Source organism: Acinetobacter sp. ANC_7513, assembly GCF_056779915.1.
The window spans coordinates 12,510-38,949 of the sequence record NZ_JBWYIW010000001.1 but is presented as its reverse complement, the minus strand read 5'-3'; the positions used below and the strand labels follow the sequence as shown (position 1 = coordinate 38,949).

20 protein-coding genes, 3 tRNA genes and 1 pseudogene are annotated in these 26,440 nt (G+C 38.7%); 10 read left to right on the top strand and 14 right to left on the bottom strand.

The genetic code is table 11. The features are described from left to right. Positions 1–36: 36 nt before the first annotated feature. Positions 37–1,374 (bottom strand): magnesium transporter, encoded by a 1,338-nt coding sequence (gene mgtE, locus AC1M9B_RS00165; protein ID WP_481608632.1) that lies wholly within the window; start codon positions 1,372–1,374, stop codon positions 37–39. Between the two features lie 158 nt (positions 1,375–1,532). After that, positions 1,533–4,640 (bottom strand): multidrug efflux RND transporter permease subunit, encoded by a 3,108-nt coding sequence (locus AC1M9B_RS00160; RefSeq protein ID WP_481608274.1) that lies wholly within the window; start codon positions 4,638–4,640, stop codon positions 1,533–1,535. 329 nt (positions 4,641–4,969) lie between these two features. On the opposite strand from AC1M9B_RS00160, the gene AC1M9B_RS00155 reads away from it, so the two are divergent. Next, a complete protein-coding gene (locus AC1M9B_RS00155; protein WP_481608273.1) occupies positions 4,970–6,199 on the top strand; it encodes a hypothetical protein in 1,230 nt (409 codons plus the stop codon). A 35-nt stretch (positions 6,200–6,234) separates the two neighbouring features. On the opposite strand, the gene AC1M9B_RS00150 is transcribed toward AC1M9B_RS00155, so the two are convergent. From AC1M9B_RS00150 to AC1M9B_RS00130, 5 genes are all read right to left on the bottom strand, one after another. Beyond that, positions 6,235–7,404 (bottom strand): LuxR C-terminal-related transcriptional regulator, encoded by a 1,170-nt coding sequence (locus AC1M9B_RS00150; RefSeq protein ID WP_481608272.1) that lies wholly within the window; start codon positions 7,402–7,404, stop codon positions 6,235–6,237. Positions 7,405–7,553: 149 nt separating this feature from the next. After that, complete coding sequence (gene groL / locus AC1M9B_RS00145) at positions 7,554–9,188, bottom strand: chaperonin GroEL (RefSeq protein ID WP_035266940.1); 1,635 nt, start codon at positions 9,186–9,188, stop codon at positions 7,554–7,556. 69 nt (positions 9,189–9,257) lie between these two features. Beyond that, entirely contained in the window at positions 9,258–9,548 is a 291-nt protein-coding gene (locus tag AC1M9B_RS00140; RefSeq protein WP_004810787.1) for a co-chaperone GroES, read from the bottom strand. A gap of 169 nt (positions 9,549–9,717) precedes the next feature. Then, positions 9,718–10,494, bottom strand: coding sequence for a metallophosphoesterase family protein (locus AC1M9B_RS00135; protein ID WP_481607126.1), 777 nt, complete (start codon positions 10,492–10,494; stop codon positions 9,718–9,720). Continuing rightward, on the bottom strand, positions 10,491–11,414 hold the full coding sequence (locus tag AC1M9B_RS00130; protein WP_481589682.1) for a diacylglycerol/lipid kinase family protein: 924 nt from the start codon (positions 11,412–11,414) through the stop codon (positions 10,491–10,493). The genes AC1M9B_RS00135 and AC1M9B_RS00130 overlap by 4 nt, the downstream gene beginning before the upstream one ends. A 406-nt stretch (positions 11,415–11,820) precedes the next feature. On the opposite strand from AC1M9B_RS00130, the gene AC1M9B_RS00125 reads away from it, so the two are divergent. Both AC1M9B_RS00125 and AC1M9B_RS00120 read left to right on the top strand, forming a co-directional pair. Then, positions 11,821–13,650 (top strand): phosphoenolpyruvate carboxykinase (GTP), encoded by a 1,830-nt coding sequence (locus tag AC1M9B_RS00125; RefSeq protein ID WP_481588545.1) that lies wholly within the window; start codon positions 11,821–11,823, stop codon positions 13,648–13,650. 143 nt (positions 13,651–13,793) lie between these two features. Continuing rightward, on the top strand, positions 13,794–14,225 hold the full coding sequence (locus AC1M9B_RS00120; RefSeq protein ID WP_035266928.1) for a hypothetical protein: 432 nt from the start codon (positions 13,794–13,796) through the stop codon (positions 14,223–14,225). Positions 14,226–14,236: 11 nt separating this feature from the next. On the opposite strand, the gene AC1M9B_RS00115 is transcribed toward AC1M9B_RS00120, so the two are convergent. Beyond that, positions 14,237–14,917, bottom strand: coding sequence for a class I SAM-dependent methyltransferase (locus AC1M9B_RS00115; protein ID WP_481608271.1), 681 nt, complete (start codon positions 14,915–14,917; stop codon positions 14,237–14,239). Positions 14,918–15,090: 173 nt separating this feature from the next. Beyond that, positions 15,091–15,939 (bottom strand): bifunctional methylenetetrahydrofolate dehydrogenase/methenyltetrahydrofolate cyclohydrolase FolD, encoded by an 849-nt coding sequence (gene folD / locus AC1M9B_RS00110; RefSeq protein WP_481595648.1) that lies wholly within the window; start codon positions 15,937–15,939, stop codon positions 15,091–15,093. Positions 15,940–16,092: 153 nt separating this feature from the next. Between folD and AC1M9B_RS00105 the strand changes: the two genes are divergently transcribed. The 3 genes from AC1M9B_RS00105 (at position 16,093) to AC1M9B_RS00095 (ending at position 17,112) form a co-directional block, all read left to right on the top strand. After that, positions 16,093–16,166, top strand: a tRNA-Cys gene (locus AC1M9B_RS00105). Between the two features lie 9 nt (positions 16,167–16,175). Beyond that, a tRNA-Leu gene (locus AC1M9B_RS00100) sits at positions 16,176–16,261 on the top strand. A gap of 119 nt (positions 16,262–16,380) precedes the next feature. Continuing rightward, on the top strand, positions 16,381–17,112 hold the full coding sequence (locus AC1M9B_RS00095) for a hypothetical protein (protein WP_481608270.1): 732 nt from the start codon (positions 16,381–16,383) through the stop codon (positions 17,110–17,112). A gap of 8 nt (positions 17,113–17,120) precedes the next feature. Here AC1M9B_RS00095 and AC1M9B_RS00090 read toward each other — a convergent pair. Beyond that, a pseudogene (locus AC1M9B_RS00090) lies at positions 17,121–18,884 on the bottom strand (alkaline phosphatase D family protein). Between the two features lie 217 nt (positions 18,885–19,101). Between AC1M9B_RS00090 and AC1M9B_RS00085 the strand changes: the two are divergent. Next, positions 19,102–19,187, top strand: a tRNA-Leu gene (locus tag AC1M9B_RS00085). Between the two features lie 108 nt (positions 19,188–19,295). Here AC1M9B_RS00085 and AC1M9B_RS00080 read toward each other — a convergent pair. The 4 genes from AC1M9B_RS00080 to rlmE form a co-directional block, all read right to left on the bottom strand. Continuing rightward, positions 19,296–19,607 (bottom strand): DUF5713 family protein, encoded by a 312-nt coding sequence (locus tag AC1M9B_RS00080; protein WP_035266912.1) that lies wholly within the window; start codon positions 19,605–19,607, stop codon positions 19,296–19,298. Between the two features lie 162 nt (positions 19,608–19,769). Continuing rightward, complete coding sequence (folP, locus tag AC1M9B_RS00075) at positions 19,770–20,624, bottom strand: dihydropteroate synthase (RefSeq protein WP_481586561.1); 855 nt, start codon at positions 20,622–20,624, stop codon at positions 19,770–19,772. 103 nt (positions 20,625–20,727) lie between these two features. After that, positions 20,728–22,617, bottom strand: a complete 1,890-nt coding sequence (ftsH, locus tag AC1M9B_RS00070) for an ATP-dependent zinc metalloprotease FtsH (protein WP_035266907.1) — start codon at positions 22,615–22,617, stop codon at positions 20,728–20,730. A 137-nt stretch (positions 22,618–22,754) separates the two neighbouring features. Continuing rightward, entirely contained in the window at positions 22,755–23,405 is a 651-nt protein-coding gene (gene rlmE / locus AC1M9B_RS00065) for a 23S rRNA (uridine(2552)-2'-O)-methyltransferase RlmE (protein ID WP_035266905.1), read from the bottom strand. 196 nt (positions 23,406–23,601) lie between these two features. Between rlmE and yhbY the strand changes: the two genes are divergently transcribed. The 3 genes from yhbY to carA all read left to right on the top strand — a co-directional run bounded on the left by yhbY (position 23,602) and on the right by carA (position 26,427). Beyond that, positions 23,602–23,925, top strand: coding sequence for a ribosome assembly RNA-binding protein YhbY (yhbY, locus tag AC1M9B_RS00060; protein WP_035266903.1), 324 nt, complete (start codon positions 23,602–23,604; stop codon positions 23,923–23,925). 15 nt (positions 23,926–23,940) lie between these two features. Continuing rightward, a complete protein-coding gene (locus AC1M9B_RS00055; protein WP_481608269.1) occupies positions 23,941–24,477 on the top strand; it encodes a DOMON-like domain-containing protein in 537 nt (178 codons plus the stop codon). A gap of 807 nt (positions 24,478–25,284) precedes the next feature. After that, complete coding sequence (gene carA, locus AC1M9B_RS00050; protein WP_035266900.1) at positions 25,285–26,427, top strand: glutamine-hydrolyzing carbamoyl-phosphate synthase small subunit; 1,143 nt, start codon at positions 25,285–25,287, stop codon at positions 26,425–26,427. Positions 26,428–26,440 lie beyond the last annotated feature (13 nt).

Below are 26,440 nucleotides of genomic sequence, written 5' to 3'. Positions count from 1 at the left end.
GCAACATCCTGCAAAGATACTCCATCAGTCATAGCCTTAGAATAAGAGTTGTGAAGCAATAAATAAATAGACCAATACACCAGTTGCATCACATATTGAAGTGACCAAGGGTGCAGATGCGCTTGCGGGATCGAGTCCTAGTTTATTGAGTACAAATGGTAAACTCATCCCGATCATACAGCCCATCATGACAATACCCATCATACTGATCGCAAGCACTAAAGCGACCATCATATCTCCACGGATATAGCCAAGAATTGAAACAGCTGCAGCCATCGTTGCACCCAAACATAGAGCAACCATCGCTTCACGACCAAGCAACACAAACCAATCCTTGGCTTTTACATCTCCAGTTGCGATTGCTCGAACCATCAAGGTTGCAGATTGGGAGCCTGCGTTACCACCACTCCCAACCAATAGCGGTAAAAAGAAGACCAAAACAATATGCGCAGCAATGATGTCTTCATAATGGGCGATCCCAATACTCGAAAGTAGGCTGCCAAAGACCAGAAACACTAGCCAAAAAACACGTTGTCTAAATAACAATAATATTGGTGCTGAACGAATACTGATATTTTCTTTAAGCTCTACCGCCCCACTTTTCAAAAAGTCTTCGGTAAATTCTTCTTGGAATACATCCATAGCATCATCATAAGTGACGATACCGAGTAGATGATCATCATGATCTAAAATAGGTAAGGCGATAAAATCATAGTGGCTTAATTTTTTTGCCACTGATTCCTGATCTTCATCCACCCGTCCGTAAATAACCTCAGTGGTCATGACTTCTTGGACTGTTTTATCCAAAGGTGCTTGCACAATTTCTCGAAGAGAAATTACACCCTCAAGTTTCTGAAATTGATTGGTAATATAGATCAGATATAAGGTTTCAGTATCTTTGGCGGAATGACGCAAAATCTCTAAAGCTTGTTGCATTGAGATGTCTGATGGCAAAGTGACATAATCAGATGTCATGATCGCACCAGCCGTTTCCTCAGCATACAGTGCCAAAGATTGAACTTGCTGCTTTGTTTCTCGATCTAAATTCGCAAAAATAAATGTTTTAATTTGATCCGGTAAAGCTTTGTACAAATCTGTTCGAGCGTCTGAATGCATTGAACGAATTAACTGGACTGTACTTTTGCCGTCCATTTTTTTAACCAACTGTACTTGATGATTGAGTGGCAAAAACTCAAATACATATGCTGCGTTTTCTAAATGGTGGATAAGTTGTATTTGTTGATCGATTTCTAATTGCTGTAAAAACAAAGCCAAATCTGCAGGATTAATCGTATCCGCAATATGATCAATCTGAGCGACATCAGAATTGATCAATGCTTGTTGTAATGCTTCAATTTTATGATCTTGTTTAATTTGATCCATAATCGCTTCATTTATTATCGTTTAGAATTGAGCAAGGCATGCTAACACTAATTGAAAATGTTAGTGCGTATTGATCTTGTCAAAAACTGATATTTAAAAATGGATTAAATCAACCGCAGTACCATACTCGCTGTACTGCGGATACCATATTAAATTTCAGATGCTGATTTTGATTTATATTTGAAAATATTCCTAACGATAACAAACATAAAGGGAATAAAGACAAGAACTAAAATTGTGCCGAAAATTACCCCCCCAAGGACACTGACACCAATTTCTTGACGACTGGCAGCACCTGCACCTGATGCAAATACCAAAGGTATAACCCCTGCACCAAAAGCAAGTGAAGTCATTAAAATTGGACGTAAGCGTAAACTTGCACCTTGTAAAGCAGCAGCAATCGCATTAGCTCCACGCTCCTGAGCCATTGCCGCAAATTCAACAATTAAGATGGCATTTTTACATGACAACCCAATCGTCGTAAGTAACGCAATTTGGAAGTAAATATCATTTGGAAATCCGACCAACCAACTAAAAATAATATTACCGCCAATACCCAATGGAATAGCAGCAATCACAACAGAAGGTATCGACCAACTTTCATATAAGGCAGCCAAACATAGAAAGATAAAGCCAACAGAGATGAGATAAAGCCAAATGGCTTGTGTACTCGATTGTTGCTCTTGAAACGATAATCCACTCCATGCTAGCCCAACCCCATCTAATTGATCAACCATAGACTTGATATCACGCATTGCAGCACCACTGCTCACATTTTTTGCAGTGTCTGCTTCCATTTGCAGCGCGGAATAACCTTGGAAACGAGTCACCACATCAGGGCCTCCATCCCAATCCACAGTGGCAAAATTACCAAATGAAATCATTTGATTTTGATTGTTTCGTACAGACCATAAATTGAGATCTTCAGGCTTTGAACGATACTCGGCATCACCCTGCATCATGACGCGTTTAATACGTCCGCGATCAATAAAGTCGTTCACATAGGAACCACCCCAAGCTGCAGCCAAAGTGCTGTTAATCGCAGATTGTGAAAGACCATTCGCCATCACTAACTTTTGATTGATATTCACTTTCAATTTGGCTTTATCTGGATTAGAGCGTTTTCCCAAATTTTCAAAAGTTGTGAAGTTGATTGCCTGTCGCTCTAGCGCTTGAAATTGATCTTCTAAATACTGTCGTCCTTGTCCATTTAAATCTTGAAGCCAAAATTCGATACCATTGGTATCGCCAAGACCACTTACAGAACCTGGTAAACTCACCATAATTCGAGCGCGACTGTCTTTTCTAAAGAACTCCATCGCTCGTTCACGAATAGCTTGTGCAGAGTTTGCCTCGCCCGGACGATCATCCCAATGATGTAATGCTACAAATCCTGTTCCTAAATTTTGACCCGTTCCTGAAAAATTTCGTCCATAACGAATTTGAACCAACCTAACATTCTGTTTTTCTTGTTCAAGAAAATACTCTCGAATACTTTCACCAACAAGCTGACTTTCTGTCATAGGTGCGCCTTCAGGTAAACTGAATTGGATACTGATAAAACCTTGATCTTCACTTGGAATAAAGCTGGTTGGAAGCGACTTATAAAACAAAGCAAAAATCACAATTAACCCAGCAAAACTGGTTAAAACGATCCATTTTAGTGACAGGCTTTTTTCAACCCACTTTAGATAATGCAATCGTAATGATTCCATTTTTGTATTAAACCATGTCGCCCATTTTGCTTCTTGTTGTTTAGGTTTAAGAATAATCGCACACAATGCTGGTGTGAGAATTAACGCGACCAATAATGACAGTGCCATGGCTGCAATCAAGGTAATTGAAAACTGACGGTATATAACTCCTGTCGATCCTGTAAAAAAAGCCATCGGAATAAATACTGCAGTTAGCACCACTGTAATTCCAATTAAAGCCCCCGTCATCTCTTGCATAGATAAGATGGATGCTTGCTTTGCAGATAGCCCCTTTTCATGCATTAAACGTTCGACATTTTCGACCACCACAATTGCATCATCTACAAGTAATCCAATCGCAAGAACTAATGCAAAAAGTGTCAACGTATTGATGGTCATTCCGAGCGCAAATAAGACGGCGAAAGTGCCCAAAATAACAATTGGAACCGTGACCGTTGGAATAAGTGTTGCGCGCCAGCTTTGTAAAAAGATAAACATGACCAACACAACCAAGATAATGGCTTCAACTAAGGTCTTTACAACTTCTTTAATGGACTCTTGAACAAACGGCGTGTTATCTCGTGGGTATACAATTTGGTAGCCTTCAGGAAGTTTTTTCTTGATGTCTTCAAGGACTTCTTTAATTTTTGCAGAGGTTGCCAAAGCATTCGCACCAGATGACATTGAAACAGCCAAGCCTGCTGAAGGTGATCCATTAATGGTATTAAAAGCTTGATAATTTTCAGCACCTAACTCAATGCGTGCTACATCTTTTAAATAAATAAAACTTCCATCAGGGGTCGCTTTGACAATGATATTTTTAAATTCATCGACTGTTCTTAGTCGTGATCCAGCGGTAACTTTTGCATTAAGATACTGGTCTGCTACTGTCGGTAAATCTCCGATTCCACCTGCAGCAACTTGTGTATTTTGTGCTTCAATTGCGGCACGAATATCACTAGGCATCAACTGATATTGTTTCAATAAGTTCGGATCTAGCCAAATACGCATGGCATATTGAGAACCAAAGACATCAACCTCACCAACACCTTCTACACGCGCAATTTCTGGTTCAATGTGATCAGCCAAATAATCTGACAACGCAATATTATTACTTTGGTTCGTAGTGTCATATAACCCCACCACCATAAAGGTGTCACCTAAGGATTTATAGACATTGACCCCTTGACGCTGCACGTCTTCAGGCAAACGATTGATCACCCCATTAATGCTATTTTGAACTTGGACTTGTGCTGTGTCTGGATCAGTTCCGTTTTCAAAACTTAAACTAATTCTACTATTCCCAGATGCATTACTGGTAGAGCTAAAATAAAGTAAGTTATCAATTCCTTTAATTTGTTGTTCTATGACCTGTGTGACACTTTCCTCAACTGTTTCGGCATCAGCTCCTGTGTAAGTTGCTGATACAGTAATTCTTGGCGGAGCAATATCAGGATAGCGTTCTACCGGTAAGCTCATCACCGCAAATATACCAATTGCCATGACAATGATCGCAAGTACGCCAGCAAAAATAGGTCGTTCAATAAAGAACTTAGATAACATAGTCGTAAAGCCGTCAAAAGAATTCTAGAAAGTGTTTTCATTAAAATATATAAAAATTTAATTGATATTCAGTGACTATGAATAAAAAAACAAGAACTAATAACAGAAACGATCAACATTGATTGAATTAAGAAGAGAATATGAAGCCCTCACCTATGAACCGCTTATCTGATCCTTCAAAAAAAATATGCGCAATTTCTCAAAAGTAAAAAACTTCTAAAATTACGCAGCATTAATGCCATCACCCCCCTCCCAATTTGAGGATAGTCATATTCAATTTTTTAAAACTATATTCGAGGTACAAAAATACGAATGATTTGGGGGAAATGATGAAAAAAGCTCTTCTAACACTGGCGCTCAGTACCTGTTTAGCAGCTTGTGGTGGTTCGGATAAATCCGCAAAAAATGATGATCAGATTAAAATAGGAATACTGACTGACAGCCCAGTAGCAGGTGCGACGTATATCGTGAATGGCAATAATGACAATGCGAAGAAAACCAATGCAAATGGGGAATTTGAATATCAAGATGGAGATGTCATTACATTTAAAATTGGTGATATCGAAATTGGTACTGTACAAGGTTTAGCTCGTGTGACACCAAATGAACTCGTGGATGAAGATTTAAATGCAGATGAACGTAACAAGAGAATTATCAATCTACTGATTTTTTTACAATCACTGGATATCGATGAGTATAAAGAGACCATACAAATCCCTGATGATGTTTCAACTCTCTCGCCTTCAGCGATTGATTTCAGCAACACGACAAGTGATTTTAGAGAGCGACTTCAAGCTCAAATTATCAATATTCCTGAAATTGCCTCCAATACAGTAGTCAGTGAAGAGCAAGCTAAAGAACATTTTAGCAGCTCACTGCTCAAAGACATTCAAGGCGTATGGTATGCAAAAAACAATGAGTCTGAAATTGTGTTATTTATTGGAGAGAATGGCGAATATATGCTTGGTGAACCAATCCCAAGTGAGCCCAATAGTTCTTCAAATGGCATGGAATACGCCAAGATTAATCTAGATGCTTTGAGTGGTAGCTTTTATACTTCTTCCATAAATAGTACTACGCCTGTGATTGACACAAATGAAGATTGGGGACTTCTCGATGATGGGGAATCACGTTCATTAAGGCTATCTTTTAATGGTTCTAAACTCAAAATTTTTGATGATGATAATCTTGATGAAAGTGCAGAATTTACGCGAGTTCCTCGAAATAAAAGTGGAATTGTAGGCGCATGGCAGTCCTCAAGTGGTAAACAAATTTTCGTATTTAATTCTAATAACACTTTCATTATGGTAGATGCTATTGGCGATGATCAACCAGATCCATATGATGGACCTTGTGGTGGCCCTGGTATTGAGTATGGTCGTTATCAATTACGCGACAACAAGCTCTTTGTTACCACGCCCCTCAGCATTGATACAAATGGTTGTGCTGGATTATCCGATACAGACGCGCATTTAGGCTTACCATTACAAATTTCTACTCAAAGTTTAAGCTTTACCGTAGCAGATGAAGGCACATTTACACTGACCAGAATGAATTAATTTTATCCCCCTTCAACATCTTCGTTAAAGGGGGATTATTCAATATGCTGAAAAGCATCAATAAATTCGATCAAAATCCGCATCATTTCAGCTTGTGAGGAGCATCCTAGCTTCTGATAAATCGTTTTCAGATATGTCCGCAGTGAACTCAGCGTAATCCCACATTTCAAAGCAATATTATCAAGATGCTGATCGTCCATAAAATGCTGACAAATTTCAATTTCTCGAGCTGTCAGTTGGAATGTTGACTTCAGTAACATTTTAGACAAGCGTTTTCGATCCTGCATTTTTGATAAGAATAATGCAACTTGATTATTGTCTAAGATCATTGAATCTGACAGCACCTTAAGTGGTGAGACTGTGATGAAGTAAGCTGATTGATGTCGATCGCTATATAACTGCATTGCACCCCCAACTTCTTCTTGATCATGCCTCTCTAATGAATAACGCTCATTCTTTTTGAATGTGCTCTGCACCAATTTTTTTAATTGAGTATTATAAGGCTCGATTATTTTTAATCTGTTATGCAAATCTATTTCAATCATACTCGTATCATTCAAACAATCCTTCGCATACTGATTCACAAATCTAACTTCTAAATCAGATTGAACAATGAGTACACCCACATTCAACTTATCTAAAATTTCGGTGTAATTACTTCTATCATGTTGAAGAAACTTAATTTGTCGATGAATTTGAATCGCTCTTCTAAAGTGTTTTGCGAGTCTTTCTAAACTTTGTAATTCAGCAGTATCATAAGCAGCTTCATCTGATGGTCGATGTACCGCAAGCACGCCCCATTTATATTTTCCATACTCTAACAATACCCCACTGAGATAACAGATGTTTGAAGGAACTAAACAATATTCATAAAAGTTCTTCAAATCCTCATTATCTGTTTCAGCATATGATCGACAATCAATTTGATAGGCATGCTCTAATCCATAGGTATTCATTAACTCACCATGAATACGCATGTCTACGACATCTAAGTTATACGTTTGATAATTTTGAATTCCATCAATCGGGATATTAATGGTGTAAATAAAATTTTGTTCGGGCCGAAGCTGATCCAAGTAAGTAAAGATCGCCGTTGAACTCTGTGTAAATTCCACGACCTGTTTTAAAACATTTTCCCAGTGATGTGGCTTTAAGGCAGCCTCATAAATTTCTTCTATGATTTGATTTTCTTGAACAGTTAACATCATCACCCCCAATCATGGTGTTAATGTTCCTTTAGATTAGCGCTCTACGAGGCTTTTATTCAATATTTACAATAGTATTCAAATATTTATCAGACAGATGACAAAAAAATCCCCGCTTAAAGCGGGGATTTTTTAGGCTGTGGGATGAATTACATCATACCGCCCATACCACCCATACCGCCCATGTCAGGCATAGCTGGTTTATCTTCTGGGATCTCTGTAATCATGCACTCAGTTGTTAACATTAAGCCCGCAACAGACGCAGCATGCTCAAGTGCAGAACGAGTAACTTTCGCTGGATCAAGGATACCCATCTCTAGCATATCGCCGTATTCACCAGTCGCAGCGTTATAACCAAAGTTGCCTTCGCCATTTTTAACTGCATTAATCACTACAGATGGTTCGTCACCTGCGTTAGATACGATTTGACGAAGTGGCGCTTCAATCGCACGACGAAGGATGTTGATACCTACGTTTTGATCATCGTTAATACCCGTTACACCGTCAAGTGCTTTAGCTGCACGTACTAATGCAACACCACCACCCGCAACAACACCTTCTTCAACAGCAGCACGAGTTGCATGAAGAGCATCGTCTACACGATCTTTCTTCTCTTTCATTTCAACTTCAGTTGCAGCACCGATTTTGATCACTGCTACACCGCCTGCTAATTTAGCAACACGCTCTTGAAGTTTTTCTTTGTCGTATTCTGAAGTTGATTCTTCGATTTGCGCACGAATTTGTTGAACACGCTCAGCAATTTGATTCGCATCGCCTGCACCATCAACAATCACTGTGTTTTCTTTAGATACAGTTACTTTGTGTGCAGTACCTAAATGTTCAAGTGTTGTTTGATCTAACTGCATACCGATTTCTTCAGAAATCACAGTACCACCAGTTAAGATCGCGATATCTTGAAGCATTGCTTTACGACGATCACCGAAGCCTGGTGCTTTAACAGCACATACTTTGATGATGCCACGCATGTTGTTTACAACAAGCGTTGCAAGTGCTTCACCTTCAACATCTTCAGCGATGATTAGAAGTGGTTTACCTGTTTTCGCAACTGCCTCAAGAACTGTAATCAACTCACGGATGTTGCTTACTTTCTTATCAACAAGAAGGATAAATGGGTTTTCCAATTCAGCAGTTAATGTATCTTGTTTGTTTGCGAAGTATGGAGAAATATAACCACGGTCAAACTGCATACCCTCTACAACATCTAGAGAATCTTCAAAGCCTGAACCTTCTTCAACAGTGATTACACCTTCTTTACCCACTTTTTCCATCGCTTGAGCGATCAGTGAACCAACAGTCGTATCAGAGTTCGCAGAAATCGAACCAACTTGTTCAATCGCTTTCGAATCAGATGCTGGTTTAGCCGTTGCTTTAATATCTGCAACAACAGCTTTAACTGCAATATCAATACCGCGTTTCAAGTCCATTGGGTTCATACCCGCAGTTACTGACTTGATCCCTTCGTTCAAAATTGCTTGAGCCAAAACAGTTGCCGTTGTAGTACCGTCACCTGCGATGTCATTTGTTTTAGAAGAAACTTCACGAACAAGTTGAGCACCCATGTTTTCAAACTTGTCTTTTAATGTGATTTCTTTCGCTACAGAAACACCATCTTTAGTGATGTGTGGCGCACCGAATGAACGATCGATAACTACGTTACGGCCTTTAGGACCAAGTGTAACTTTAACCGCATCTGCAAGGATATTCACACCTGCGATCATTTTTGTGCGAGCTGAATCACCAAACTTAACGTCTTTAGCTGACATATTTGACTCCGAATATTATTAAAATTACTAAATCTGATTGATTAAATGAGTAGTATTAAAAAGAATCAATTAGCCTTCTAAAACAGCTAAAATATCTGACTCTTTCATGATTAATAGTTCTTCGCCATCTACTTTCACAGTTGTTCCTGCATAAGTACCAAACAATACCTTGTCACCTACTTTTACATCTAAAGCGCGAACGCCATTGTCAGTGATCTGACCATTACCAACTGCAATAATTTCACCTTGAGCAGGCTTTTCTGCAGCAGAACCTGGCAATAAAATGCCGCCAGCTGTTTTTGTTTCTTCTTCAACACGACGAATTACTACACGGTCATGTAATGGACGAATGTTGCTCATAAAAATACTCCATCAGACTAAGTCTTTTGATTAATAGTCGTGATCTTAATTTCCTTAGATCACCACCAAAATTATTTGATGTCACTTTTGTGGGGATGGAAAAAATTGCTTCAAGGGGAAAATGAAAAAAAATTTAATTTTTTGTATTTTTTTTAGGCATTCCGATAATTTATCCTTCATTCCGATTTGCAACTAAATAAAATTTCTTGAATCTCGAATCAAAGCGATATTCACGCACCTTCAGTTTTTCATCAATTAGATTAAAACTATTAGAAAAGTCATGATGTAAACGATGTGACGTAGCGGTACCTGCATGAATATCCAATATTGGATGTTGAGCATTAAGTTGGAAAATCTTATTCAGATCATAAACAGCAGATACATGTAAATGACCATGTAGAATTGCATTCAACCCTGAGCTTGCCCATGTCTTTAGGGCTTTTTCAGTATTTTTAGGACGATCTTTAGACATATTTATACCGTGATCACCACTATAGAAAGGTTGATGCGTAAGCAGAATTTTTAATTTATCTTGAGGAGCTTCCTTAATTTTTTGATCAACATCCTGAATTTGAAACTCAGTAATACGACCTTTGGTATGGTACTTAGGGTGAATTGTATTGATTCCTATAATATAAAAATGCTCAGTTTCTAAGGTCTGTTCCATGTCACCAAAAAACAACTTATACCGATGAAACGGACTTAAAAATCTGCGCCATAAATGAAACAAAGGAATATCGTGATTACCCGGAATCACAATATAAGGAACATTAAGTTCTTCTAGAAATTTTTTGCAGTGATAAAACTGTGAAAATCTTGCCCTTTGAGTGAGATCACCACTGACCACAACAGCTTCGATCAAATGTTCTGCAACAAAGTGAGTAATTGCATCTAAGCAATCTTGTTGCTCAGTCCCAAAATGCAAATCAGACAAATGTAAAATCATTGTGGCACCATTAAGGTCAGTGCATTTCTTTCAACATGAATATCTAATGGTGAATCCAGTTGAATAATTTCTCCATCGATTGCTACAGTCATCTTTTTTTGATGAGAACGTATGCGCACATGATCCGCACTAAAACTATATACGTCTGCTGCCTGATCTAATTTTCCACGAACGAGTTGGATGAGTGTTTTAAAAATACTCAGCTTATCCGTGCGAGCAAGTACAACTCCCGCAACCCGACCCTCTTCTGCCGTTTTAGCGATATTGAGGTTCATTTCTTTTAATTGAAGTTGGTTATTACCTAAAAATAATAAAGGGGTTTTAACTGCATAATTTACACCATCCACCTCAATTTCTAACTTTAATTCTTTACGATCACGAATCAACACGTCTAAGCCAGAAGTATAGGCATGTAATGGTAGACGCCCTAGTTTTTGGTTATATAACTCTCTTTTTTTAATAAACAATGGATAAAGACCCAAACTCGCATTATTTAGATAAATGGCATCATTAATTTTTGCCACATGTACCGCTTTAGGCTTACCTTCAACCACCAGTTTTGCAGCTTCGAGAATATCTAAAGGAATATTCAAAACCCGTGCAACATAATTGAACGTCCCTAAAGGTAAAATTGCCAAAGGGATGGTTTGATGTAATAAATAATTAGCCACAGAATTTAACGTTCCATCCCCGCCAGCAACCACAATCACCCCCTGATTATCATGATTTAAATGTCGAAGATGAACTTTTTCGATGAGTGCTTGAACACTCATTTCTGAAGCAATATCAAAAACTTGTATTTCAAAACCTAGATCTGTCCAATAATGCATAAGTTGTTCATAAATTTGATCATTATTGGTGGCATGAAATCCAGATTTTTCATTAAAAATCATAGACAAAGGCTTTAGCATTGAATTCATTTTATGAGTTTAAAAATTGAATTACTTTAAAATTTCGTCTATTTACTACTCAATTAAAAGCCAATTTATGTAATTTTTAAATGATGTTCATTTGATTTTTCGATGATGAGAATTGATCTCATATTTTAATTAAGTTTTTATTTTAAATGAATATTTTAACTATAAATACCAAACATAAAATTTAAAAATGAAAAAGAAATTACTCATTTTTTAAAAAAATATCAAATAATTACATAAACTTAACACCAAACAAGTCTTAAGCACTATTTAAGCCGTTGGTCTTATTTTTTTTAAGAAAATATGCTTTAATACAGCCACTTTTTTTCATACTGAATCTAGAGTCTGCAAACCAGCATCTAGATATTATTTGTACACCACATTGTACACTTTTGATATAGGCCTCACCATGACCCAAGTGAACGCACCAGAATTCGTTCGTCACCCTAAGCTTATTGCTTGGGTGGAAGAGATTGCTAAACTAACAAAACCAGCAAAAATTGAATGGTGTGACGGTAGCGCAGAAGAATATCAACGTTATATCGACTTGATGATCGCTAACGGCACAATGCAAGCGCTTAACCAAGAAAAGCACCCTGGTTCATATCTTGCAAACTCTGATCCTTCTGACGTTGCTCGTGTTGAAGACCGTACTTTTATCTGCTCTGAAAACAAAGAAGATGCTGGCGCAACTAACAACTGGGAAGCTCCAGCGGTTATGCGTGAAAAATTAAACGGTTTATTTGACGGTTCTATGAAAGGTCGTACTTTGTACGTTGTACCTTTCTCTATGGGACCTTTAGGTTCTCATATTGCTCACATTGGTATCGAACTTACTGACTCTCCTTATGTTGCAGTCAGCATGTCTAAAATGGCTCGCATGGGTAAAGCTGTTTATGACGTTCTAGGCACTGATGGCGAATTTGTTCCATGTGTACACACTGTAGGTGCACCATTGGAAGAAGGTCAAAAAGACGTTGCTTGGCCTTGCAACAAAGAAAAATACATCGTTCATTATCCAGAAACTCGTGAAATTTGGTCATTTGGTTCTGGTTATGGTGGTAACGCATTGCTTGGTAAAAAATGCTTAGCATTACGTATCGCATCATTCATGGGTCGTCAACAAGGCTGGTTAGCTGAACACATGCTCATTCTTGGTGTGACAAATCCACAAGGTGAAAAACATTACATCGCAGCTGCATTCCCATCTGCTTGTGGTAAAACAAACTTTGCAATGTTAATTCCACCAGCAGGTTATGAAGGTTGGAAGATTGAAACTGTAGGTGACGATATTGCTTGGATCAAACCAGGTGAAGATGGTCGCTTATATGCAATCAATCCTGAAGCAGGTTTCTTCGGTGTAGCTCCTGGTACAAATACGAAGACTAACCCGAACTGTATGGCTACGCTTCATAAAGACGTGATCTATACAAACGTTGCCGTGACTGACAACGGTGAAGTATGGTGGGAAGGTCTTTCTAAAGAAGCACCTGCCAACCTAACGAACTGGAAAGGTCAACCACATACTGGTGAAGAAAAAGCAGCTCATCCAAATGCGCGTTTCACAGTTTCAGCTGGTCAATGCCCTTCTATTGATGCTGACTGGGAAAATCCAGCAGGTGTTCCAATCTCTGCGTTCATCTTTGGTGGTCGCCGTGCAGACACAGTGCCTCTAATTTCAGAAGCATTTGACTGGGTTGACGGTGTTTATAAAGCTGCAACAATGGGTTCTGAAACAACTGCTGCTGCTGTTGGTCAACAAGGTATTGTTCGTCGCGATCCATTTGCGATGCTTCCATTTGCTGGCTACAACATGGCTGACTACTTCACACATTGGTTAGAAATGGGTGAGAAAGTTGGCGAGAAAGCTGCAGCTGCTGGTAACAAGCTTCCTGGTATTTACAACGTGAACTGGTTCCGTCGTGATGCTGAAGGCAACTTTGTATGGCCTGGTTTCGGTCAAAACATGCGTGTTCTTGAGTGGATTATCGATCGCTGTGAAGGTCGTGCTGACGCTGTTGAAACTCCAATTGGTCGTGTTCCAACTTACGAACAGTTGAACTGGACTGGTTCAGACTTTACGAAAGAGCAATTTGACCTTGTGACTTCTCAAGACAAAGAGCAATGGATCAAAGAACTTGAAAGCCATACTGAATTATTTAACAAACTTGGTGATCGTTTACCAGAAGCGTTGAAAAAACGTCAAGCTGAGCTTTTAGAAGCGGTTAAATCTGCTTAAGCATGATGAGAAAAAAGGTCACTTCGGTGACCTTTTTTTTACTTCAAACAAACTGAATAAAGTGTATTTAGTAACGTTTATTAGTACCAATAAGTTGTCACACTTATGGCATACTAATTTAAACAGCTTATTAGGATCAGATAATGAAAAAAATAGAAATGATTGGCTCTTGTTTAATCGCCCTTATGCTTACAGCCTGTCAATCTGTTCCGCGACAGCACAATGGAGCTACAGGATATCAAATTGAAAACAAATCAGAAAATTCTGCCACTATTTCGTATACCCTCTCTGCACGTGCCAACCAAAATATTGATGAACACAAATTGCAACGCACTTGCCAACAAGTTTTAGGACATACTCAACAGTATAAAACCACCATTTTGAGTGTAAATGAAATTGCTAATCCCAATTACAAAACTCAAGAAACTCAACAGGTTCAAATTGGCCAATCACGAACATCATTCGGACTCTCAAACACTCAAAGTCTATACAGCAATGAAGACTACAATACACGTCTTTCTTTAGAAACTAAGCCTAGTCTCTTACAAGTCGTTCGCTTTAACTGCACACTCTAAACTTAAGACACTCAATGTACTTCATTGAGTGTCTTATAAAAACTGACATTTCTAAATTCAGGTGATTCATCTAAGTCTGGCCATGTCGTTGCACTGCGCTCATCAAGCTTTTCATATTTCGGATGATTAAAGTTTTTCACACGACTATCCGCCACCCATACCTCGGGTGCAAATTTTAAAAACTCATCTAAGAAGAAACGGTTGCACTGGTCATATAACACATCAGCCGCCAACAAGATATCAACTTGCTCAGCTTTATATAAGTCATCCAAATATTCAAGCTCAACATCATTCAATTCAGCATTGGCACGACACGCATCCAAACTAATTTGATCAATGTCACAACAAATGACACGTTTTGCCCCAGCCATTTTCGCCGCAATCGCAACTACGCCTGAACCTGCGCCAAAGTCTAAAACCACTTTGTCTTTCACATGATGCGGTTCAGCCAATAACCATTGTGCCATTGCTAAACCTGATGCCCAACAGAAAATCCAATATGGCGTATCATTCCATATACGACGAATAACTTCATCATCTAGCTTATCGGTTGGAAAAACAGGTGGAATGAGCCAAAGTGAAATTGGTGTATCAGGCAATTGCTGTGCATGAAGTTCACAACCTGGAATCACATCATGTAAGGCTTTTAGTAAATGTTCAGGCGCTTTAGGAAATTGGAAAGTACAGCTCATTGGATTTTATTTTTAAATATACAAAATTTGAGTTTCAAATACGAAACCTAAATTAATAAAGAGAATTCCCTCTCCTTTTAAAGGAGAGGGTTAGCGAGAGGATTTATCTAACTCAATACCCTCACCCCAACCCTCTCCCTGAGCCGTATACGGCGCAAGAGAGGGAGATAATATTAACCTAAAGCTTTTTCAGCTGCTTCAACTGTTTGACGAATCAACGTTGTGATTGTCATTGGACCTACACCACCCGGTACTGGTGTGTAAGCTGAAGCAATTTCTTCAATACCAACAAGTTGAATATCGCCCACACCACCGCCATCACGTGGATGGAAACCAGCATCAACAACTACTGCACCAGGTTTAATCCAATCTTTTTGAATCAATTCAGCTTTACCCACTGCACCCACAATGATATCCGCTTGCTTCACAAAGCTAGCAAGGTCTTGTGTACGAGAGTGACAAATCGTTACAGTAGCATTCGCCTCGAGAAGCATAGCTGCCATTGGTTTACCCAAAATTGCAGATCGACCTACAACAACCGCATGCTTACCTTCGATTTCGATGTTGTTTTCTTTCAGAATCGTCATAATACCAGCAGGTGTCGCAGAACCGTAAGCCGCTTCACCCATTGCCATACGACCATAACCAAGGCAAGTAACACCATCCACATCTTTTTCAAGTGAGATCGCATCAAAACACGCTCGCTCATCAATTTGCGCAGGTACTGGATGTTGTAAAAGAATACCGTGAACATCAGGATTTGCATTGAGTTTTTCAATTTCAGCAAGCAATTGTTCTGTCGTCGTTTCTTTTGGTAGTTCAACTTTAAGTGAATCCATACCAACACGGCGGCATGCATTACCCTTCATACGCACATAAGTTGCAGATGCACCATCGTCACCTACTAAAATCGTCGCAAGAATTGGAGTACGTCCTGATTTTGCTTTTAACGCTTCTACGCGAGTTAACAAATCAGCCTCAATTTGTTTTGCCAATGCACGACCATCTAAAACTAATGCCACGGCACATCTCCCAAGTGTTGATATGAATCAATTTCGCACATTCTACATGAATATTTTAAATAATTTCCGTTATATGCTGTTTTTCTGCACATACGAATAAAAGCACTATTGTTTTTTTTTCAGAGCTTGTTAATATACGCATCAACAAGACATGGCGGGGTGGCAGAGTGGTCATGCAGCGGACTGCAACTCCGTGTACGCCGGTTCGATTCCGACCTCCGCCTCCATCTTGTTAAGCCCGAGTGGTGAAATCGGTAGACACAGGGGATTTAAAATCCCCCGCCCACAAAGCGTGCCAGTTCGAGTCTGGCCTCGGGCACCATTCTTCTAATAGAGAATAATGGTGTAAATAAAGAACCCAGCGTAAGCTGGTTTTTTTATGTCTGCATTTTCTTTAAACTCATCTGCTATAATCACTCATCTTCAGAATTTCATATTCAAATGAATCAAAATCAGCAAGTTGCTCAATATCTTCAAGAACTAAAACAACAATATCCTCAAGCGTTTAAAAAAAACTTCTTGCTCTATAGTCAGTTAAAGACCAAAGGGATTCTAGATGAGCGTAAAGAACTGATCCCGCTTGCACTTGCATTAATGATTTTCCTCCCTTGCTCATATTTGTTAACCCTTTTGCTTAAACAACACATTGTTTTTTTAGAAGGCTTTCAATCTGGCGGGAGTGCTGTGTTGTGTATCATGTTATTTTTTATGCTGATTACGCCAATCATCCTCAAACAGATCAAGCATAGTAGCATCTCAACTTACCAGCAACTTAAAAATACCCCATTCAAACTGACCATCCTCATTCTTTTACAAAGTTTAAATATCGCTTTTATGGAAAGTTGGTTCTTACAGGGAATTTTGTTTTATTTCGCTATGAATTTTGGTTTCGTTAAATTTTATAAAGAGAATTTATTCCGAGAAAATACTTCTAAAGAAAACTATTACTACATTCAAGAAATTCGTAGAGTGGCTTTCTGGAGTTATAAACAAAATTTTAAGCTTAACTTAAAACTAATCTTTTCATCCAAAAACTCAAAGCAGCATCAATTATTGATTGAACAAAAACAAAAAAATGCGCAACTTTATGTTCATTTGATGAACTATGAAAACAAATTGTGTATGCGCTACAAGCATACCGATATAGAAAAATATATCGATAGCATCATGTAGCGCTACGATCAACTTGCTTGCTGCATTACTTTAATTATATTCAAATTGGTACCATACGTTGTTGAGTGCAATCTGAGTTGATCAACTTGATACTTCTGTGAATGAATATCTGTTAAAAACAACCATTCTGCACTCAATTGCGTAGAATCAAAGCTCAATTTTAAATAGCCTCGTTGATTCAAATTACAAAAGCTTAATTCATCAATCAATTGGATAAACACTTGTTCAAATTGTTGCATTAAGTTCTCAGGTAAATTGAGATATTTCTCCATACCTGGTGAAGAAACTGAACTTGTTGCTAATTCAATCCCCACCTTCTCACCATTTTGTTGATGTAATGCAGACTCCCACGCATTATGGGTATCTCCAGCCAACACAACAACTTTCTTCTGATACTGCTCATACAAAGCATAAACACGCTCACGCTCAGCATAATAACCATCCCAAGCGTCTAAATTATAAGGAATCACGGTTAGGATTCTTAATAATTCAGCGTCAGTTAAGCTCGGGTCACTATTTTTATAACGCAATTTAATCGCGACCAACTCCATCAGACGTTTTTGAGCTTCTATTAAAAAGTTATCATCTACCATTCCACTTTTGGCAACATTTAATATTTGCAATACTTCAGCAGGTACCAACATTTTCGCCATCAATACTTGCTGACCCAATACATTCCATATTGCACGAGAACTCTGAAGACTATTCGCCAACCAATTTAACTGATCTATCCCTATTAGCTGTCGCTGCTCATTCAATAATGCCGCTCTAAATTGCTCAACATTTAGATTTTCACCATCCATAAATGAAGCAAAAGCCAGTTGCTCATCTCGTGCCAACATACGTGTATCTAGCATATTAAGTTGAACTAAATCACCAAAATTAAACTGACGATAAATATGAAGAATATCGTTATTGCTTTTTTCGCGGATTGGCATCCACTCAAAATAAGCGGTTAGGGCTGCTGTTCTTCGTGCTACGAAATCTCCCTCTAAATCAGGTTGATGATTCTGCGCACCAGCTCTCCATGCATCATTTGTCAGCTCATGATCATCCCAAATCAGAATAAATGGATGACGTTGATGAACCGCTTGTAAATCAGGATCTGTTCGATATTTTGCATAACGTTTTCGATAATCTTCTAGACGGTAAATCTCGTTTTGATTATCCACATCGAGTGTTCTACCAAGCTTTTCGGCTTGTTCAGCTGCATACCCATCTTTGCCATATTCGTAAATATAGTCACCCAGATGCAGCACAGCATCCACGTCCTGCTTCGCAATTTCACGGTACACATAAAAATAACCAGCAGGATAATTTGAGCATGAGCATACCGCAAAGTTAACCGCATTGGACTTGGTTGCTAAGGTCTTCGTACGACCAATTGGAGAATGTATCTGCCCATATTTAAATCGGTAATAATAACGAGTATCGGCTCTCAAATTAAGCACATCGACTTTCAAGCAAAAGTCTTTAGCAGCAGAAGTCTTGATTTTCCCCATCTGAACAATATTTGAAAAATTCTCATCAAGTGCAATTTCCCAATCTAATTCATATGTTGCCGCCACATCTGTAGGTGTTATTCACGACCAAAGAATTATTCGATCCTGTAATGGATCTCCACTCGCCACTCCATGCAAAAAATCAACTTTATGCTCATTGCTGGTTTGACCATCGCCATTACATGCTGTAATCAGAACAGGCAGTGAAATCGCACCTAATCCAGCCAATGAATTTTTAATTAATGCGCGTCTTGAGATTTTATTTTTCATTTTATTTACGAATTGGCGAGTTATTTTAACTTCGAACTTAAACCGTATTTATGAAGCTAAAATTGCAATCAGATGACAATTTAATGTACAAATATCATAAACCATCGCCCCAAAATTTATATTTTTTAATCTAATAAATGCAAGTTGATTGAAAAGAAAGCAAATAATACGATTTTCTCTTGCCAAGCTTAAAAGTGTCCTCTATTATTGCGCACATGCCCGAGTGGTGAAATCGGTAGACACAGGGGATTTAAAATCCCCCGCCCTCAAAGCGTGCCAGTTCGAGTCTGGCCTCGGGCACCATTCTTCTGATAGAGAATAATGGTGTAAATAAAGAACCCAGCGTAAGCTGGTTTTTTTATGCCTAGCGTTTAGCCACAACAATAACAACACAAAAAAATAGAGAGCGATTTACCACTCTCTATTTGAAACAAGTTCTTCCATTTCGATATCTAAGAATCCCTCTTCCTGAACGACCATCATCATTGCCTCAGCAATATAGTCTGCTGCTGCATCATCAAGAGAAGAATCAAGATCTTCGAACTGAGGTTTCATCTCATTAATTTCCGCCACAATATCATTGGCGATTTGATAAATCTCAGCATCGGAATTCACCTTAGATACCTTCTTTGAGAATTTTTCAATGAGTTGCTGAATTTCAGCCACGAGAATATCAGGATAATATTCATCGTCGAACATCGGGAGAAGTACATCATTCAACATATTAAAGCTCAAGTAATAGCATTAACAAAAACCGAGCTTATATAACACAAGCTAGACATTAAACCAACAATAAAAACGAGGAGTAAATCTCACTTTTAATCAAAGTATAACTAAGCTAATATTTTCATTGATGATTTTAACCGTCTTAAATCTGCCTTTAATTTAACTAACACTATTCATTGCTGCCCAAATTTGAATAGCTTGCACCATTTCTTTTACATCATGTGCTCTGACCATACATGCTCCTTGCTGTATGCTTAACAGATGCCCCGTCACCGAACCCACTGCACGTTCATGGGCAGGTACACCACCTAAAGCTTCACCAATAAATCGCTTACGAGATAATGCAGAAAGCATTGGATAGCCCAACTCATTTAATTTATACAACTCTTTTAATAATTTCAGGTTTTGATGTGCATTTTTTGCAAATCCGAAACCCGGATCAATCATGATATTTTCAGGTTTAATTCCTGCATTTAATGCTGCATCTAATCGAGTTTGCAATTCTGAAATCACATCTAAAGTAATATCATCATATTGATCCAACTGGTTCATTGTGGTTGGCTCACCACGCATATGCATGATAATGACTGGAATATCTAATTCCGCAGCTGTTTCTAAAGCATGTGGCTTTGTTAATGCTCTGACATCATTCCAAATATGCGCTCCAGCTTTAACCGCCTTTTTAATCACTTCTGGTTGAGAAGTGTCGATTGAGATCACTACATTCAATTTTGACAACGCTTCAACGACCGGAACTACACGATCTACTTCATCTTGAACATCAACAGCAGATGCGCCAGGGCGAGTTGACTCACCACCTACATCAATAACACTCGCCCCTTCAGCAATCATTTGCTTTGCTCTCTCTAGTGCCGCCTCTACACTATTGTGTTTACCACCATCACTAAACGAATCTGGCGTTACATTTAACACACCCATTACATGAGGCTTTGACAAATCAAGTTCCAATGCACCACATTTAAGAATCTGATTAGGTAAAGAGATAAGTTGCATATTGATGTTCCTAGAAAATCTATTCACATGATATCAAGTAAAATTTAAACATGAGGGATAATTTCAACACAAAAAAAAGAGCCTCATAAGAGGCTCCTTCATTTTAGCTTGCTGGTAAAGGTGGAGGCGTTGAAGGACCATCTGTAGGGGTTACATCTACAATTGGATTCTCAGCCACATATACCTTAGGTGGTTGAGGTTCACGACCTTCCATAATGTCACGGATTTGATCACGATCAATCGTTTCCCACTCAAGCAAAGCTTTTACCATCGCATGGGCAATATCTTTATTATTTTCTAAGATATCACGTGCAACTTTGTACTGCTCATCTAGGATACGGCGAATTTCACGATCAACTTCAAGTTGAGTCGTTTCAGAAATAGTACGACCACCTAGACTACCCATAAATGACTGTTGAGCATCTTCTTCATAAACCATGACACCCATCTTGTCAGACATACCGTACTTAGTCACCATTGCACGCGCCATTTTTGTTGCACGTTCAAAGTCATTAGAAGCCCCAGTCGACATCTGATTAATGAAAATTTCTTCTGCAATACGACCACCAAACAGAATAGAAAGCTCATTCAACATTTTGTCTTTGTAATGACTGGTTTGATCAAACTCTGGAAGCTGCCAAGTTACACCTAATGCCCAACCACGTGGCATGATCGTGACTTTATGTACTGGGTCTGTGCCTGGAAGCATTTCAGCTACAATCGCATGACCTGCTTCATGATAAGCCGTTGCGCGACGCTCTTCTTCACGAAGAACCATTGATTTACGCTCTGGCCCCATATAAAGCTTATCTTTTGCATCTTCAAAGTCATGCATATCGACCGTATTTTTATTACGACGTGCAGCAAATAACGCAGCTTCATTGACTAAGTTTGCCAATTGCGCACCAGAGAACCCTGGAGTACCACGTGCCAATACTTTGACATCCACACCAGTCACTGAAGGTAATTTTTTCAAATGCACATTCAGGATTTGCTCACGACCTTTAATATCTGGAAGTCCAACCATCACTTGACGGTCGAAACGTCCCGGACGAAGCAAAGCTTTATCTAGAACGTCAGCACGGTTAGTCGCAGCAATAACGATGATACCTTCATTACCTTCGAAACCATCCATTTCTACCAACATCTGGTTCAAGGTTTGTTCACGCTCATCATGACCACCGCCAGTACCTGAACCACGATGACGACCCACCGCATCAATTTCATCAATGAAAATGATACACGGCGCATGGCGTTTCGCTTGCTCAAACATATCACGTACACGTGATGCACCAACACCAACGAACATTTCTACGAAGTCTGAACCTGAGATACTAAAGAATGGAACCTTAGCCTCTCCAGCAATCGCTTTCGCAAGTAAAGTTTTACCTGTACCCGGTGGACCTACCATCAGGACACCGCGAGGAATGCTCGCACCAAGACGTTTAAACTTTGTTGGATCTTTCAAGAAATCAACAATTTCAACGACTTCTTGTTTCGCTTCGTCACAACCCGCAACATCTGTGAAAGTGACTTTGATTTGGTCTTCTGAAAGCATTTTTGCTTTTGACTTACCAAAACTCATCGGGCCGTTTTTACCACCAGCACCGCCACCCATGTTGCGCATAAAGAACATGAATAACAAAATGATTAAAAGTACTGGAAAGCTTGCGATCAAAAGCTGCATCAATAAACCTTGACGTTGCGGAGCAGTGCCCTCAACAACGACATTATTTTTGATGAGATTCGGCATTAACTCAGGATCTTGAACCGCAGGACGAATACTCTCAAATGGAGAACCATTTACTTTTTCGCCACTAATTCGTTCACCGTCAATGGTAACTTGTTTAATTTGACCAGCATTAACCGCTGCAACAAATTCTGAATAGTTCAATGCAGCAGGCTTATCACGGTCACTAATGTTGCTGAAAATTAATATCAGCACACCAAGTATAACAAGCCATAAAACGGCATTCTTAAAGAGATCGCTCAAAGCTTTATTCCCATATCAATCTAATTTGATCATGCCCAAAATTGGGTGACCTTTAACAAAAAGCGAGTAAATCAATTTCGCAATAAAATATTCAAAAGGTACAAAATGCACATTTTTTAGCGACTTGGCAAGTCACTTTATTGCGATTTCTTTTTACGGCCCTGTCCAATTAAAAAAACTTCCTTCGAACGAGCACGCGAAGCAGCAGGCTTTGCAGTTTTTAATACTTCAAAACTGTCTACAACTTCCTTACGGAATTCGTCAAAACCAGTTCCTTGGAAAACTTTGACAACAAACTGTCCTTTCGGACCTAAAACTTTATTGGCAAAGTCTAATGCAAGTTCACACAAATAAATTTGTCGAGGTTGATCAACGGCCTTATTACCTGATGTATTGGGGGCCATATCTGAAATTACAACGTCTACAGTTCGTCCATTTAAAATATTTAACAATTTTTCGAAAACTTCCTCTTCTCGAAAGTCTCCTTGCAGGAACGTCACATCTGGAAGTGCATCCATTTCCAAAATATCTGATGCAATCACTAAACCTTTATCACCCACTAATTTTCCGGCGATTTGGGACCAACTACCAGGTGCAGCACCAAGGTCCACGACAGTCATACCAGGTTTAATGATTTTGTATTTCTCTTGGATTTCAAGCAATTTATATGCAGCACGCGCACGATAACCTTCCTTTTGTGCTTTTTTCACAAACGGGTCATCTAAATGCTCTCTCATCCACGCACGACTACTTTTGGATAACTTCTGATTGGTAATGCGTGTTGCCATAACTCTTTAAATACACGTAATCTTCTAACTTTTTATTGTACGTGAATTTTATCCCCCTTGCAGTATTCATCTGTATCTAATTCAAGATTATCGTTTATGTTTTTTTGATTTAAGTTGATCGATTATTTCTGAGAAACATAAGCGTTTGATCTCTTGATTTGCTATACTAAGTCGTTTTTAAAATTAGGTTATCTTTATGGCGGCTTTATCAATTCAGGAACGCAAACGTTTGCGTCAAATCGGACATGCACTTAACCCAGTGGTAATGTTAGGTGGTCAAGGTTTAACTGAAAATGTCATTGAAGAAACTCAACGTGCTTTAAATGATCATGAGTTAATTAAAGTAAAAATTGGCGGTGAAGATCGTGATGCTCGTGCAGCAGTCATTACTGAAATCGCCGAAGTCACTGGTGCAGAGGTTGTTCAAACCATTGGAAAGATTGCACTTTTATATAAGAAAGCGGCAAAACAAAATCCTAAACTTTCGAATCTTGTTCGCCACGCACATCTTTCTAATTAATTTGAGTTGCATTGAATGGCAAGTTACGAACTAAATTCTTTTGACCGTTACTTTGATATCTCCTTGGTTGGTGCAATTGAACAAGCGAGCCCATACACACTAAATGTGGGCTATTGGTTACGTGACCCAAATCAATACTTAGTTTATCCGGAAATTGTAGCTGGTCATCCACGACGAGATTTTCTTTGGGAAGAAACCTGCTTTGAAATTTTCATTGGGGTGAAAGATCAGGACTTTTATCGTGAAGTCAATCTCTCCACTTCTCAAGCTTGGCAAGCGTATCAATTTGAAGAGTATCGTTACCCTGAAGATATGCCACCTCAAGCAGCTTATGACATAGAACTGAATTCACTCAAAAAGACGCACTATGGTTTAAATGTGAGCCTTGATCTAACGGAGTTTATGTTAAAACATAAATTGAAATGGCAGGATATTTTTATTGGCTTATCCGCTGTATTAAACACATCGCAAGCTAAACATTATTATGCGATGCAGCATAGTAGTCCTGAGGCTGACTTCCATAACAAGCGCGATTGGTTGCATCAGTTTTAAAAAAAAATAGTGAGATTTAATCTCACTATTTTTTTTACCCCAATATTTCAGTTCTATAGTTGTAGACTCTTCCCACCTCTTTTAGAGTTAAGTTTTATACAGCTGATCTCAACGTGTTATATCTAGTTATATTTGTAATTCCTGTTATTCATTTCTAATTTCAAAATTGTCCTTAATCACTTGAACAGCCAAATCTGCTCTTAAATATTTTTTCACAAACACCGAAGTAGCGTCAAATCTCTTTAAATTCGATCTCGGTTTAATTTTTAAAACCCAGCATGCTAACTACCAATTTCATCTTTAAATAATTGAACCTACGCTTTTAACAAGCAATTCAATATTTACCTCTATTTTCCATATTTAATCAGTCCTTTCTAAAATACTTGTAAATTGACCTAATTAGTACTTTTTTCGGACTTTTAGGAAGCATTTGGAGCAACTTCAACATTTGTTCTATTTAACAAATCAGCTTTTCAGAAGCTTTGTTATTCTGTTTCAGAAACTTAGCTTATTAATTGTAAGTCTACATAAATTTTGATAAATCGTGATAAAACTTAACTTTTGAATTATTAAACAATTCTTACATTCTTAGACTTTTGTCCAAAGTTTAAAAAGCAGACTTTTAAACAAATTACAAGGTATATATCTGACTAATTCAGGTTTATTTACGTGGACTTTATCAAGGTGTTTGCGTATAATGCCGTGTTAAGTTCAAGCGAGCAGATGTAAGGAGGGTGGGTTTTAAAGTAGCCTTCCTTTTTTTTCGTCTACTCGCTTTTTTACAGCCTAAATTTCAGGAGCTTTGGTTTGAGCACCCCAGCAATTTTAGCCCTTGCCGATGGTACGATCTTTAAAGGAACGTCAATCGGTGCATCGGGTAGTACGACTGGTGAAGTCGTTTTCAACACTGCCATGACTGGCTATCAAGAAATTTTGACTGACCCAAGTTATGCACAACAGCTTGTTACGCTTACCTATCCACACATTGGTAACACAGGTTGTAATGATGAAGACGCTGAGTCAGGTCGAATTCATAAAGTATGGGCAAACGGATTGATCATTCGTGACCTACCTTTATTGCACAGCAACTTCCGATCTACGCAATCTTTAGGCGAATACTTAAAATCTCACAATGTTGTCGCTATCGCTGACATTGATACACGTAAACTGACACGTATTTTACGTGCTAAAGGTGCACAAAACGGTTGTATCTTAGCTGGTGAAAATATTACAGAAGAAGAAGCTTTAGAAAAAGCTCGTGCATTCGGCGGTCTGAATGGTTTAGACCTTGCGAAAGAATGCTGTGATCCAAACGGTTTCGAATGGACTGAAGGTTCTTGGAAATTAGGTCAAGGTTTCTCCCAACCAGAAGCAAAATTTCATGTTGTCGCATATGATTACGGTGTCAAAACCAACATCTTACGTATGCTCGCAGACCGCGGTTGTAAATTAACTGTTGTACCTGCACAAACTCCTGCTGAAAAAGTTCTTGCTCTAAATCCAGATGGCGTATTCTTATCGAATGGTCCTGGCGATCCTGCAGCATGTGACTATGCAATTGAAGCTGTAAAAACAATTGTTGAAGATGCTCGTAACGTACCTGTATTTGGTATTTGCTTGGGTCACCAAATTCTTGCTCTCGCTTCTGGCGCTAAAACGGTGAAAATGCCTCATGGTCACCATGGTGCGAACCATCCTGTACAAAACATCGAAGATGGTACAGTGATGATTACTTCTCAAAACCATGGCTTCGCAGTGGATGCAGAAACATTACCTGCAAACCTTAAAGCGACGCACAAATCATTGTTCGATCAAACTCTTCAAGGGATTCATCGTACAGATAAGCCTGCGTTTAGTTTCCAAGGTCACCCAGAAGCAAGCCCAGGTCCACATGACTGCGCACCATTGTTCGATCATTTCATCGAACTTATTGAAGCATCTAAGAAGTAATTGAGGAGCAAAT

Excerpts from the sequence above, each read along its gene's own strand:
- AC1M9B_RS00160 (WP_481608274.1), bottom strand. The coding sequence starts at position 4,640 with ATGTTATCTAAGTTCTTTATTGAACGACCTATTTTTGCTGGCGTACTT.
- AC1M9B_RS00155 (WP_481608273.1), top strand. The coding sequence starts at position 4,970 with ATGAAAAAAGCTCTTCTAACACTGGCGCTCAGTACCTGTTTAGCAGCT.
- AC1M9B_RS00150 (WP_481608272.1), bottom strand. The coding sequence starts at position 7,404 with ATGTTAACTGTTCAAGAAAATCAAATCATAGAAGAAATTTATGAGGCT.
- groL (WP_035266940.1), bottom strand. The coding sequence starts at position 9,188 with ATGTCAGCTAAAGACGTTAAGTTTGGTGATTCAGCTCGCACAAAAATG.
- AC1M9B_RS00140 (WP_004810787.1), bottom strand. The coding sequence starts at position 9,548 with ATGAGCAACATTCGTCCATTACATGACCGTGTAGTAATTCGTCGTGTT.
- AC1M9B_RS00135 (WP_481607126.1), bottom strand. The coding sequence starts at position 10,494 with ATGATTTTACATTTGTCTGATTTGCATTTTGGGACTGAGCAACAAGAT.
- AC1M9B_RS00130 (WP_481589682.1), bottom strand. The coding sequence starts at position 11,414 with ATGAATTCAATGCTAAAGCCTTTGTCTATGATTTTTAATGAAAAATCT.
- AC1M9B_RS00125 (WP_481588545.1), top strand. The coding sequence starts at position 11,821 with ATGACCCAAGTGAACGCACCAGAATTCGTTCGTCACCCTAAGCTTATT.
- AC1M9B_RS00120 (WP_035266928.1), top strand. The coding sequence starts at position 13,794 with ATGAAAAAAATAGAAATGATTGGCTCTTGTTTAATCGCCCTTATGCTT.
- AC1M9B_RS00115 (WP_481608271.1), bottom strand. The coding sequence starts at position 14,917 with ATGAGCTGTACTTTCCAATTTCCTAAAGCGCCTGAACATTTACTAAAA.
- AC1M9B_RS00095 (WP_481608270.1), top strand. The coding sequence starts at position 16,381 with ATGAATCAAAATCAGCAAGTTGCTCAATATCTTCAAGAACTAAAACAA.
- AC1M9B_RS00080 (WP_035266912.1), bottom strand. The coding sequence starts at position 19,607 with ATGTTGAATGATGTACTTCTCCCGATGTTCGACGATGAATATTATCCT.
- folP (WP_481586561.1), bottom strand. The coding sequence starts at position 20,624 with ATGCAACTTATCTCTTTACCTAATCAGATTCTTAAATGTGGTGCATTG.
- rlmE (WP_035266905.1), bottom strand. The coding sequence starts at position 23,405 with ATGGCAACACGCATTACCAATCAGAAGTTATCCAAAAGTAGTCGTGCG.
- yhbY (WP_035266903.1), top strand. The coding sequence starts at position 23,602 with ATGGCGGCTTTATCAATTCAGGAACGCAAACGTTTGCGTCAAATCGGA.
- AC1M9B_RS00055 (WP_481608269.1), top strand. The coding sequence starts at position 23,941 with ATGGCAAGTTACGAACTAAATTCTTTTGACCGTTACTTTGATATCTCC.